9 protein-coding genes are annotated in these 12482 nt (G+C 68.9%); 5 read left to right on the forward strand and 4 right to left on the reverse strand.

Going from position 1 to position 12482, the window contains the following annotated elements:
• Nucleotides 1-156: 156 nt before the first annotated feature.
• The 4 genes from G539_RS0118280 to G539_RS25375 form a co-directional block, all read right to left on the reverse strand.
• Complete coding sequence (locus G539_RS0118280; RefSeq protein WP_051231621.1) at nt 157-693, reverse strand: gluconokinase; 537 nt, start codon at nt 691-693, stop codon at nt 157-159.
• 96 nt (nt 694-789) lie between these two features.
• Nucleotides 790-2088, reverse strand: coding sequence for a glycoside hydrolase family 130 protein (locus G539_RS0118285; protein ID WP_029076485.1), 1299 nt, complete (start codon nt 2086-2088; stop codon nt 790-792).
• A 38-nt stretch (nt 2089-2126) separates the two neighbouring features.
• Complete coding sequence (locus G539_RS0118290; protein ID WP_029076486.1) at nt 2127-4421, reverse strand: glycosyltransferase family 4 protein; 2295 nt, start codon at nt 4419-4421, stop codon at nt 2127-2129.
• A 33-nt stretch (nt 4422-4454) separates the two neighbouring features.
• The gene (locus G539_RS25375) at nt 4455-5369 is read right to left on the reverse strand and encodes a class I mannose-6-phosphate isomerase (RefSeq protein ID WP_084640061.1); all 915 of its coding nucleotides are present in this window, start codon (nt 5367-5369) and stop codon (nt 4455-4457) included.
• Nucleotides 5370-5682: 313 nt separating this feature from the next.
• Between G539_RS25375 and G539_RS0118300 the strand changes: the two genes are divergently transcribed.
• The 5 genes from G539_RS0118300 (at nt 5683) to G539_RS25380 (ending at nt 12476) form a co-directional block, all read left to right on the forward strand.
• Nucleotides 5683-6438: a FadR/GntR family transcriptional regulator gene (locus G539_RS0118300; protein WP_029076487.1), complete on the forward strand. Its 756-nt coding sequence runs from the start codon at nt 5683-5685 to the stop codon at nt 6436-6438.
• A 95-nt stretch (nt 6439-6533) separates the two neighbouring features.
• Entirely contained in the window at nt 6534-7517 is a 984-nt protein-coding gene (locus tag G539_RS0118305; RefSeq protein ID WP_029076488.1) for a substrate-binding domain-containing protein, read from the forward strand.
• Nucleotides 7518-7621: 104 nt separating this feature from the next.
• Nucleotides 7622-9544, forward strand: coding sequence for a sugar ABC transporter ATP-binding protein (locus tag G539_RS0118310; RefSeq protein ID WP_156912031.1), 1923 nt, complete (start codon nt 7622-7624; stop codon nt 9542-9544).
• Between the two features lie 17 nt (nt 9545-9561).
• Nucleotides 9562-10542, forward strand: coding sequence for an ABC transporter permease (locus G539_RS0118315; protein WP_035831994.1), 981 nt, complete (start codon nt 9562-9564; stop codon nt 10540-10542).
• Nucleotides 10539-12476 (forward strand): D-apionate lactonase family protein, encoded by a 1938-nt coding sequence (locus tag G539_RS25380; RefSeq protein ID WP_035831565.1) that lies wholly within the window; start codon nt 10539-10541, stop codon nt 12474-12476. Before G539_RS0118315 ends, G539_RS25380 begins: the two co-directional genes overlap by 4 nt.
• The last annotated feature ends 6 nt before the right edge of the window (nt 12477-12482 follow it).

Consider the following 12482-nt stretch of genomic DNA (forward strand, 5'->3'; position numbering starts at 1 on the left):
GCGACCGGGACGGACATTGCGGGCATGGCGGGCGGAGGCCGCGCCGGAAACGAACGGGCCTGCAACGAGTACGGTGGAGTGCGCGAAGAAGCGAGCGGCATTGTTCCGAAGTTTCGCGCCGGCGTGGTTTCCTGTTCTCCCGCGCCGTTGCCCTCGTCAGCGAGCGGCGAGTTCGGCGGCGGCGCGGCGCACGATCTCGACCACCGGGACATCAACGGCGACGGGCAGCACATCAGCCTCGCCATTCGGCCGCTCCAGCGTTGCATATTGGCTTGTGAGCAGGCTCGGCGGCATGAAATGGCCCTTGCGGGCGCCGAGCCGCTCCTGCACCAGCACCTGCGGCGCGTCGAGGAAGACGAAGCGGATCGGCTGGCCGGCGGCGGCGCGGATGCGGTCGCGGTAGATCTTGCGGAGCGCCGAGCAGGCGACGACGATGCCGGCCGGATGGGCGGTGCGGTCGCCCAGCGTGGCGCCGATCTTGTCGAGCCAGGGCCAGCGGTCGTCGTCGACGAGCGGAATGCCGCTCGCCATCTTGGCCACGTTCTCGGGGCTGTGCAGGCCGTCACCGTCGACGAAATCGATGCCGAGCGCCGATGCGAGGCCCTCGCCGACGCTCGACTTGCCGGAGCCCGAGACACCCATCACCACCACGGCCAGCCGGCTCGCCCCGGCCTCACCCAATTCCGTCCCCATGAACCGCCGTCGCTCCCCCACTGGCATTCCGATCGGCCAGCATTATCGCGGAGATATCGCCCGCGTCCACAGCATCGAGACCTCGAATGGCCGATATCAGCCCTCCATCGAGCGCAGCAGCGCGTCGATGCGCATGGTGGCGAAGCTGGAGGCGGTGTCGGACAGCGCATAGGGCAGGATGATGTGGTCGCCATGCCGCATCGCCCCGCAGGTATAGACGACGTTCGGCACGTAGCCCTCGCGCTCGGACGGCTCGGGGCGGACGATCGGCTCGCTGGAGCGGGCCAGGATCTTCGACGGATCCTTCTTGTCGAGCAGCGCCGCGCCGATCGAATATTTCCGCACCGGGCCGACGCCGTGCGTCAGGAGCAGCCAGCCCTCGTCGAGCTCGATCGGCGAGCCGCAATTGCCGATCTGGACGAACTCCCAGGGAAAGCGCGGCCGCATGAACGGCACGCCGCCGTCCCAGGCGTAGAGGTCGTCGGAATAGATCAGATAGAGGTTCTCATTGTCCTGCCGGCCGATCATCGCGTAGCGCCCCTCGACCTTGCGCGGGAACAGCGCCATGCCCTTGTTGCGCGCGGCGCTGCCATAGAGCGGCGACATGCGAAAGCGGATGAAATCATCCGTCTGCAGCAGTTCCGAGCGGATCGCGCTGCCGCTATAGGCGGTGTAGGTCGCGTAGAAGGTACAGCGCCCCTCGTCCTCGAAGCGCACGAAGCGGGCATCCTCGATGCCGTTCGACTGCGAGGCGGTGACCGGGAAGATCAGCCTTTCGCTGATGTCCTCCTCCTCGGGAAAGCTCAGATCCACGACCTCGCCATCCGGCACGGCGACGCGGTTGTCGACGCTCGGCACCGAGGCGAGCCGCACGGTCGGGTCGACGGTGATGCCGCCCTCGGCCGAGATCGCGCCGGAGCGGAAGTTCAGCGACGAGATGTGCCCCTCGCCCACCGCCCTCAGGCTCAGCACATAGCGGCACCCCCCTTCCGGCGCGCCCATCTGGTCGGGATGCAGCACGATGCTCGGATTGAACAGCGCCGAGGATTCGAAGGAATATTCGAGCAGGAAATAGGCGCCGATCAGCTGCCGCTGGATGCGGCTGAACGCCTGATGCGCCGCGAACGCGTCCTCCATCTCGTCGGCCCGGCGCTCGAAGGTCTTCAGGAGGTTGCGGTGGCGACCGTCGAAGTTCTCGAGCACGTCGATCAGCTGGCTGGCGGCCGCCTCGGCGTCGAGCGCGAGCACGCGGTCGACGATGTGGTTCGCCCGGGTCTTCTCGGTCGGGTGCAGGTCGCGCGGCTCGGTGGCCGGCTTGAACCGCCGCACCACCACCCGCGACGGATCGGGCCGCAGGAACAGCGCCTGCCTGGCCAGGAATGACTGTTGAGACAAGATGTCCTCGACAGGTTGAATGGATCTCGGCACGGCCCCTACGCGCGCACGGCCCTGAGCTCGCGGCGCAGCTGATCACCGCTGGCGCGGGCGAGCTCGCGCATCTCGGCAAGGCTGAGCAGATAGGACACCACCGATTCACCTCCTCGGTTCTCGTTGGCCCGGTCGGGATGCAGCCCGTCGCGGCAGCTTCCCGTCTCGGGATCGACCAGGGAAATCCCGAGATCGTTGTCGCCCAGGAACCAGGCGAAGGCGCGTCTGGCCTCGCCAATCCAGCTGCGCCCGCCATCCACGCGCCAGGCGGCGAGGCAGGCCGAGATCGTCGCCGTCGCCTCCAGCGGCTGCTGGTCGAAGGCGAGCGGCGGCTGGCGCTGGTCGCCGAAGCTGGCGCTGCCGACCGGCCGGAAGCAGCCGGACGGCGCCGTCTGCACGGAGACGAGCCAGCGCAGCGCGTCGAGGCCTGCGGCGACATGGAACGAATGCCCGCTCGCCATGCCGGAGACGATCAGCGCCTCGGGCAGACGCGCATTGTCGTAGGCGAGCCCATCCTCGAACCAGACCCAGTCGGACGTCGCCGTCTTCGAGAAGATCGACATGAGCCGCTCCGCCAGGAGATCGCGATGACGCCTGGCGAGACGATCCCGTGGAAAGGCGGCGCAATAGGGAGCGAGCCCGAGAAGCGCGAAGGCCCAGGCCCGCGGCGAGCGGAACGTCTCGACGGCCGGCAGGGCGGCGATGAACAGCGACGCCGCCCAGCTGCGCCGCGACGAACTGGGATCGTTCACCGACGCCTCGCCCAGCGCCCAGAGCGTGCGGCCATGGCTGTCCTCGGAACCGCGCGCCTCGAGCCAGCGCCGGTCGAAGCTCATGAAGTTGCGGAACCTCAGGTTGTCCGGGTTCCAGGCGTGCTGGATGAAGGCGGCGAAGCGGGCCGTGAGCGCGTCCGGCAGGCGCTGCTCGCCGCTCTTCGCCAGCGCGCAGGCGACGAGGAGCGCCCGCGCATTGTCGTCGATGCAATAGCCGTGATGGCGATCCGGCACCGAATGGACGGCATGCTGGAACAGGCCGGTGTCGTCGCACATGGCGTAGAGATGGGCGAGCTGCACGGCCGGCGGCGCGGCATGGGCGACCGGGCGCGGTTCCTCGCCACGCGGCCCGACCAGGGCGATCCGATCCTGCCGGCGCACCGCGTCGAAGACCGCCCGGTAGCGCGCCGCCGTGCTCGGCCATGTCATCGCGCGGCTGCTCGCATAGGCGCGCTTGCGCATGTCCGTGCGGCGCGGCTCGTCGGTCAGCAGGTCGCGGATCGCCGCGCCGGTCGCGGCGGCGTCGCCGAACGGCACCAGCACGCCGCGGCCATCCGCCAGAAGCTCGTTCGCATGCCAGTAGGGTGTCGACACGACCGCCTTCCCGAGCCCGAAACTGTATGCCAGCGTTCCCGAGGTCATCTGTGCCTCGTTGAGATAGGGCGTCACGTAGAGATCGCACATGGCGATGTAGTCGAGCAGCGTGTCGCGATCGACGAACTGGTCCTGGAAGACGACGTGGTCCTCGATGCCCAGGCTGGCGGCGCGCGCCTTCAACCCGTCGCGATAGGTCTCGCCCTGCTCGCGGACCAGGTTCGGATGCGTCGCGCCGAGCACGACATAGACGGCGTCGGGCTTCTCCTTCAGGATCTCCGGCATCGCGTCGATCATCACCTCGATGCCCTTGTTCGGCGAGAGCAGGCCGAAGGTGAGGATGACGGTGCGGCCGGCGAAGCCGAGCTTCTGCTTTACCGGCTCCGGATCGACGAAGTCGAAATCGGGAATGCCGTGCGGGATGACGTCGATCTTGTCGGCCGGCACGCGATAGAGGGTGCGCAGCAATTCGCGCCCCTTCTCGGCCATGACGACGAGGCGGGCGGAAAGGTCGATGATGCGGTCGAGCACCCGGCGCTGCGCCTCCGTCGGCTTGGCCAGCACCGTATGCAGCGTCGTCACCACCGGCATGTCGAGCCGCGCCAGCAGCGCCAGGACATGGCTGCCCGCCTCGCCGCCGAAGATTCCGAACTCGTGCTGCAGCGATACGACCTCGAAGCCGGACCGGTTGAGGTGGTCGGCGGCGCGGACATAGGCGTCGAGCGAGGCATCGTCGATCTCGAAGGCGACGGCAGGCGGATAGTCGTAGCGGTGGCCCGGATCGGTCATGGCGACGACCGCTGTCTCGACAGCGCCGGTATCGGCGATCGCCTGCCGCAGATCCGTGGTGAAGGTGGCGATGCCGCAACGCCGCGGGAGGGAATTTCCGATGAAGGCGACCCGCAGCTTCGAGGTCCGGCGCTCCGTTGTCATGGGCTGGTCTCCGCGATCGAGGTGAGGCTTGTCCTAGTGATGATGGACCGAGGCGCCGAAACGGGAGCGCGGCCGGTCGAGATGGCTCTGGTCTGGGGTCTGGAACAGGTCGCGACAGGGCTCGGGACCGGGATAGGCGACGAGCGCCCTGAGGCCGCTGCTGCCGGAATGGATCGTGCAGCGCTCGCGGTCGAGGAAGGCCACCTCGCCGATCGCCACGCCGGTCGGGCCGACCGAGCCGTCGCCCGCCAGGCCGAGAATCCAGGTTTCCCGAGACGCATTCAGAATGCGGGTGGTGTCGGGACCGAGTTCGACGCGTTCCAGCACGAAATAGGGACTGGCGACGAGCAGGGTGCGCGCATCGCCGAGCTTGCGCGGCGCCGGCGGCGGCGGCGCGGGACCGGCATCGGCGACCGCGACGCCCTCCTCGACATGCAGCTCGCGCGCGCGGCCATAGTCGAACAGGCGGAACGTCGTGTCGCTGCGCTGCTGGATCTCGGCCAGCACGAGGCCGGGGCCGATCGCGTGGATGGTGCCGGCCGGGATGAAGACGGCGTCGCCGGCATGGACGGCATGCCATTGCACCAGGCCGGCGATCGAGCCGTCCTCGATGGCGGCGCGCAGCTCCCGCGGCGCCAGCGCGCGCTTCAGCCCGGCGGCGACGGCGGCGTCGGGTTCGGCCGAGAGCACGTACCAGGCCTCGGTCTTGCCATGCGGCAGGCCCATCGCCTGGGCATGGGCATCGTCGGGATGAACCTGGATCGACAGCGGCGCCGAGGTGAACAGCAGCTTGAGCAGCAGTCGCGGCTCGGCGGCGTCGGACGTCGCCCGCTGGAACCAGAGCTCGCCGATCGGACCGGCATCGTCGTGAGCCGCGCTCCAGGGCGCGAGGTCGCGCCGGCCCCAGGGCTTTCGCACGGCGCGGACGCGGGCATGTTCGATTGCCATCAGACCGCTCCTGGTTTTGTTTTCAGACAGTCCGTCGTGCCGTGCAGCGCGGGCGGAGCCGGCTTCGGCGCGGCCGAGGACAGGGACTAAACGTCGGTCGCCCCGCTCCGTTCCCAAGAAAGGCCGGCTTCGGCCCGCGCGGCGGCAGAAAGGCGTGGCGCGTCAAGGCGTAACGGGCGAAAGAGCAACCGCAGCGCGCAGCCGGTGCCCCCGAAAAATTGAATGACAGCGCCGTCATTGCCGACTTGACAGCGGTCGGGCGCGCCTGTTTAACAAACTGGTCTGCTGGTCCGATCAGTCCAATAGTGGTGCCATGTCGTCGCCGACGAAAAACCTCGATCCCGCGCTGATCGCCGAGCTCCCGAGCTTTCGGGAGGCGATCGTCAAGCGCCCGATCACATCGGTGATCAGCGACAAGATCGCGGCGCTGATCGCGTCCGGCATCCTGCAGGTCGGCGACGCGCTGCCGAGCGAGCGGCATCTCGCCGCCGCGCTCAATGTCAGCCGCGACGCGGTGCGCGGCGGCATCCAGATGCTGGCCGCCCGCGGCATCCTCGAGATCTCGCACGGCGCCCGGACGAGGGTGCGCAGCAACGACGTCGGCCCCGTCGGGGTCGGTTTCGCCGCCGTCCGCGCCGTCAATTCCTACGACATCGAATCCGTGCACGCGGCGCGCATGCTGATCGACCCGCAGGTCGTCGCCGACGCGGCGCGCAACATCGACGCCGCCGGCATCGCGCGGCTGGAAGCCCTGCTCGAAACCCAGACCGAGGCGCTCGACGACCCGGTCCAGTTCCTGATCTCCGACCGCGAGTTCCACGTCGCCCTCTACCAGGCGTCGGGCAATCCGCTGCTCGCCGACATCAGCACCGACCTCTACGCCTACATGATGGAGTACCGCCGCGAGGCGCTCACCGACCCGGGCGCGATCGCCACCAGCTACGCCGACCACGTCGCCATCGTCGACGCGGTCCGCGCCCGCGATCCGGAGGCCGCGGCGGCCGCCTTCATCATGCATACGGGCCGCATCTACGCGACGACGCAACCCTTCCTGAAGGGGGGCGGCTGACCGTTCGGCGCGCGGGAACGGGGGTTCTGAACGCGCGCCGGCACTTGGAATGACTGCAACGCAGCCGCATCGGCTGATCCACTGGGAGGAACTCTATGGAACGTCGTTCATTTCTGAAGCTCGCCGCCGGCACGACGCTGCTCGCCGGAACCGGCCTCGCCGGCCTCTCGGCCGCCGCGGCCGCCGGCAAGGAGATCGTCTACCTGACGCCGGGTCTCGACCTGCCGTTCTGGCGCTACCTGTCGAAGGGCATCGAAGCCACCGTCAAGGCGAAGGGCTTCAACTTCCAGGCCCTCGACAGCCACAACAGCGCCGAGACGCAGCTGCGCAACGCGCAGGACTCGATCGCCCGCGGCGTCGCCGGCATCGTCATCTCGCCGACCGATTCCTCGACCGCGCCGAGCGTGCTGGCGCTGGCCCAGAAGGCCAACATCCCCGTCGTCATCGGCGACATCGGCACCAATAGCGGCGACTACGCCTCCTTCATCATCTCAGACAACTACGAGGGCGCGCACGACGTCGGCGTGGCGCTCGCCGAGGCGCTGAAGGCGAAGGGCTGGGAAGGCGGCTCGGTCGGCATCGTCGCCATCTCGCAGGCGCGCAAGAACGGCCAGGCCCGCACCAAGGGCTTCCTCGACGGCCTGAAGAAGGGCGGCTTCACCGGCAAGGAAGCCGGCCTGCAGCAGATGCAGAGCTACACCGCCGACGAGACCTTCAAGTTCACCCAGGACATGCTGACCGCCAATCCGGACATGCGCGGCCTGTTCATCCAGACCGACCAGCCGGCGATCGGCGCGCTGCGCGCGATCAAGGCGGCGCGCCGCGACGGCGAAGTCCTCGTCGCCGCCTTCGACGGCATTCCGGAATTCGTCGACCTGCTGAAGTCGGGCGAACTCGTCGTCTCCGGCATGCAGCAGCCCTACCTGATGGGCGTGAAGTCGGGCGAGGCGCTGCTCGAGGTGCTCGACGGCAAGACGCCGGCGAAGGAAATCACGGTTCCGATCGTCGCCATCACCAGCACGAACATCGAGCAGGAACTGCCGACGATCCGCCAGACCGTCTTCGCCAACGAAGTCTGATCCCGGCTCTGGCCGCGCGGCGCGACCCGCCGCGCGGCCCCCATGCCTTTCCACCTTCCGCGCGCCCCCGCGTGGCATGCCAGGAGCATGATCCGTTGCAGCCCATGACGGCCCCCCTTGCGGACAGGACTGCCTCCCTCGCGGAGACGGGCCACTCCCCCCTTCTCACCGCCCGGGACATCACCAAGACCTTCGACCGCACGCGGGCCCTGCAGGGTGCGAACTTCGAACTGCGCGAAGGCGAGGTGCACGGCCTGCTCGGCGCGAACGGCGCCGGCAAATCGACGCTCTCCAAGGTCATTTCCGGCCACTACACGCTCGATTCCGGCGAGCTGACCTATCGCGGCCAGGAGATCCGCCTGCGTTCGACGCGCGACGCGCTCCGCATCGGCATCGCCATCGTGATGCAGGAGACGAGCCTCGTCCCCGACCTGACGGTGCTCGAGAACATCTTCCTGCCCGAACTCGGCCGCCCCGGCCGGCTCGACTACGGCCAGTTGCGCAAGCGCGGCCAGGAAATCCTCAATGATCTCGGCCAGGGCGACAGCCTGCCCTTCGACTGGGAAGTGCGCCGCCTCTCCTCGGCCCAGAAGCAGCTGGTCGAGATCGCCAAGGCGCTCGGCGTGCGCGCCAAGCTTTTGATCTTCGACGAGCCGACCGCATCGCTCAGCCCCGGTGAGGCGGAGCGCCTGTTCGACATCATGGCGCGGCTGCGCGACACCGGGCACGGCCTGGTCTTCGTCTCGCACCGCCTGGAAGAAGTCTTCGCCATCACCGACCGCGTCAGCGTCATGCGCGAGGGCCGCACGGTGATGAACGCGCACCCGACCGCGACACTGTCGCAGGCGGACCTGATCCGCGCCATGGTCGGCGCCGAGCTCGGCGCGATCTACGAACGCGGCGAGACGCATCACGTCGCCGAGCTCGACGCGCCGGTGGCGCTCGAGGTGCGCAACCTCGCCTCGGCGCCGGCCGTGCGCGACGTCTCCTTCACCGTCCGCAAGGGCGAGATCCTCGGCCTCGGCGGCCTCGTCGGCGCCGGCCGCTCGGAGACGGTCGAGGCCATCTTCGGCCTGAGGCCGCGCAGCGGCGGCACCGTGACGCTCGCCGGCAAGCCGCTCAAGGGCGACCGCCCGCAGACGGCGATCCGCGCCGGCCTCGGCTTCGTCGCCGAAGACCGCCGCACGCAGAACATCGTCCCCGACCTGTCGGTGAAGGAGAACCTGCTCCTCGCCCATCTCGGCGCCCATCGCGGCTTCTTCTGCAGCTACGGCCAGCGCGAGAAGAAGATGAAGGAGCTGCTCGCCAAGCTCGGTATGCCCGAGGACCGGGTGGCGGACAGTTCGATGCTGAACTTCTCCGGCGGCATGCAGCAGAAGATCATCATCGCCCGCTGGCTGCTGCTGGAGCCCTCGGTGCTGATCCTCGACGAGCCGACCAAGGGCGTCGACATCGGCACCCGCGCCTCGATCTACGCCATGCTGCGCGACATCGCCGCCGAGGGCGTCGCCCTCGTCGTCGTCTCGTCCGACTTCGAGGAACTGCTCGGCCTGTCCGACCGCGTCGTGGTGATCAGCGATGGCCGCACCATCGCCGACCTGCCGAGCGCCATGCTCGACGAGGAGAGCCTGACGCTGCTCGCCGCGCCGCGCACCTCGATGGTGCGCAACACCGAGATGCTGAACGACCTCGCCCGCGAGCATGGCGGCTCCGGCTTCTGGGCGCTGATCGAGGGCGAAAGGCTGATCTGCCTGAACGCCGTCGTCAGCAATCCGGCGCTCGATCCCGGCTTCAAGGCCGGCCAGGCGCGCGAACTCGGCGCCACGCGGATCCCCGAGGCACTGCGCCGGCGCGAGCCGATCTTTGTGCCCGAGGCCGACCGCGCCCGCACCACGCTGGTGGTGCCGATGACGAGCCCGCGCGGCCACGACCTCGGCTGGGTCGGCCTGTCGCTGCCGGCCGACCGGCCGCTGCCGGCGCCCGACACGATCAAATCCCGCATCGACACCATGGCGGCAACGCTGTGACCAAGGAACTCTCGCCCATGGCCAACTCCGAAGCCCTCGACCGGCGCATCCCCGCCTCGCCGCTCAAGCAGTTCGCGCAGCGCCTCGAAGTCCGCATGCTGCTGCTTGCCCTGCTGATCGCGGTCTGCCTCTCCTTCCTGTCGCCCTTCTTCCTGACCAAGTCCAACATCTTCAATCTTCTGGACCAGTCGGTGGTGATCGGCATCGTCGCGGTCGGCATGACCTTCGTCATCCTGACCGGCGGCATCGACCTGTCCGTCGGCTCGGTCGCGGGGCTCACCGGCATCATCCTCGGCCTGTCGCTGCAGCATGTGCCGATCGTGCCGGCGATCGGCATCGCGGTCGTCGCCGGCGGCTTCATCGGCCTGATCTCGGGCACGCTGATCACCGTGTTCGGGCTGGCGCCCTTCGTGGTGACGCTCGGCGTCATGGCGATCGGCCGCAGCCTCGCCTACATCTTCTCCGGCCAGACGGCGATCTCCAACATCCCGATGGGCATGCAGGACATCGTCTACACCAACGTGCTCGGCATCCCGTCCAACGTGCTGTTTCTGATCGTGCTCTATCTCGCCGCCTGGGCCTACCTGACCTATACCAAGGGCGGCCGCACCGTCTATGCCGTCGGCTCCAACAAGGAAGCCGCCCGCGCCGCCGGCCTCAACACCACCTTCTATTCGATCCTGCCCTATGTGCTGTCCGGCGCCTTCGCGGCGGTCGCCATCACCTTCTCGATCAGCCAGTTGCTCTCGGCCGACCCGCTGATGGGCAACGGGATGGAATTGGACGCGATCGCCGCCGTCGTCATCGGCGGCGCCAGCCTTTTCGGCGGCCGCGGCTCGATGTTCGGCACGCTGATCGGCGTCTTCATCATGGTGATGATCCGCAACGGGCTGAACCTGATGGGCGTCTCGCCCTTCTGGCAGGGCACGGCGATCGGCACCGTCATCATCCTGGCGCTGCTGGTCGAGCGCCTGGTCAGCGCGAGGATCAGCCGATGAGCAATGCTCCCTCCCTCGCCATCCGCCTGTTCGGCACCGAAGAGCCCGTCACGCCGCTGCGCATCCTGAAGGCGGGGGCGCTGACCGCCGAGCTCGACACCGGCAATCTCCGGCATATCCGCTATGCCGGCGTCGAGGTCATCCGCGCCGTCTCCTTCATCGTCCGCGACAAAAACTGGGGCACCTACAACCCCGCGATCGAAAACCTCGTCGTCGACGAGCGCGCCGACGGGTTCACCGTCACCTATGACGCGATCGCGCTCGACGGCACGCAGGCCTTCCGCTACGCGGCCCGCATCGAAGGCTCGGCGGACGGCAGCCTCGACTTCTCGGCCGAGGGCTATGCCGAGACGCCGTTCCTGACCAACCGCACCGGCTTCGTCGTGCTGCATCCGATCGCCGGCGTTTCCGGCCGCCCGGTGACGATCGAGCATGTCGACGGCACGATCGTCGAAAGCCGCTTCCCGGAAATCATCGATCCCGTCCAGCCGATGATGAACCTGCGCGCCCTCACCCACGAGGCGTCGCCGGGGCTCAGGGTCACCTGCCGGATGGAGGGCGACACCTACGAGATGGAGGACCAGCGCAACTGGACCGACGCCTCGTACAAGACCTATGTCCGCCCGCTCGCCCTGCCCTGGCCCTACACGCTTCAGAAGGACGAGCACATCCAGCAGGCGGTGCGCGTCACGATCGAGGGATCGCTCGCGGAACAGGGCGACGGCGCCGGCGCCGGCACGATCGCGCTCGGCGAGCGCATCGGCACCGTGCCGCCGCTCGGCCTCGGCCTCGATCCCTCGGAAATCGTCGAGACGATCGCCGAGGCCGAGACGCTCTCCCGCGTCGGCGCCCGGGTGCTGGTCGGCTACTACGATCCGTCGCTCGGCCATGACGCCGCGACGCTTATCGGCATCGTCGAGGCGGCCCGCGCGATCGGCGCCGAGCCCTGGCTCGAGGCCGTGGTCCAGTCGGTGGACGGTTTCGAGGCCGAGATCGCCACGCTCGGCTGGACCGTCGCCGACATGGGGTCGCCCTTCCCCACCGTGCTGCTCTCGCCGCTGCCGGACCTCAAATGCACGCTGCCCGGCAGCGTCTGGCCGCCGGCGCCGCCGCCGCGCGCCCTCTTCGAGGCGGCGCGAAAGGCCTTCCCGAGGGCCCGGATCGGCGGCGGCATGTTCAGCCTGTTCACCGAGATGAACCGCAAGCGGCCGCCGGTCGACCTCCTCGACCTCGTCTCGTTCACGACGACGGCCATGCTGCATGCCGGCGACGACCACTCGATCACCGAGGGGCTGGAGACGCTGCCGGCGATCGCCCTCAGCGCTTCGGCCATCGCCGGCGACAAGCCCTATGCCGTCGGCCCGAGCGCCATCGGCATGCGCATGAACCCCTATGGCGAGGCGCCGCTGAAGAACCCCGGCAACATCCGCCAGGCGATGAACTTCAACGACCCGCGCCATCGCGGCCTGCTCGGCGCCGCCTGGGCGCTCGGCTTCTTCGCCCGCTTCGCGGCGGGCGGCGCGACGACGATCACGCTCGGCGGCACCACCGGCGCCTTCGGCCTCGTCTCCGTCCGGCACGACTGGCCGCAGCCCTATTTCGACGAGGCCGGCGGCGTCTTTCCGATGTTCCATGTGCTGCGCGGCATGGCACGGCTCGCCGGCAAGCCGCTGCGCGCCGTCACGGCGCCTGACACGATCGAGGCGATCGCCGCCGAGACCGGGGATGGCGTCGAACTCTGGCTTGCCAACCGCACGGGCACGGAACAGTCTGTTGTCCTGCCCGGCGCGCCGCGCAGCCTCTTCCTGCTCGACGCCGACAGCTTCGTCGCGGCGGCGGGGGATCGCGACGCGCTCGACCACCTGAACCAGCCCTTCAGCGGGACCACGCTCACGCTCGCCCCCTACGCCGTGGCCCGTCTCATCCTCTCCTGATTGTCC

The organism is Kaistia adipata DSM 17808 (assembly GCF_000423225.1).
Lineage (GTDB): Bacteria > Pseudomonadota > Alphaproteobacteria > Rhizobiales > Kaistiaceae > Kaistia > Kaistia adipata.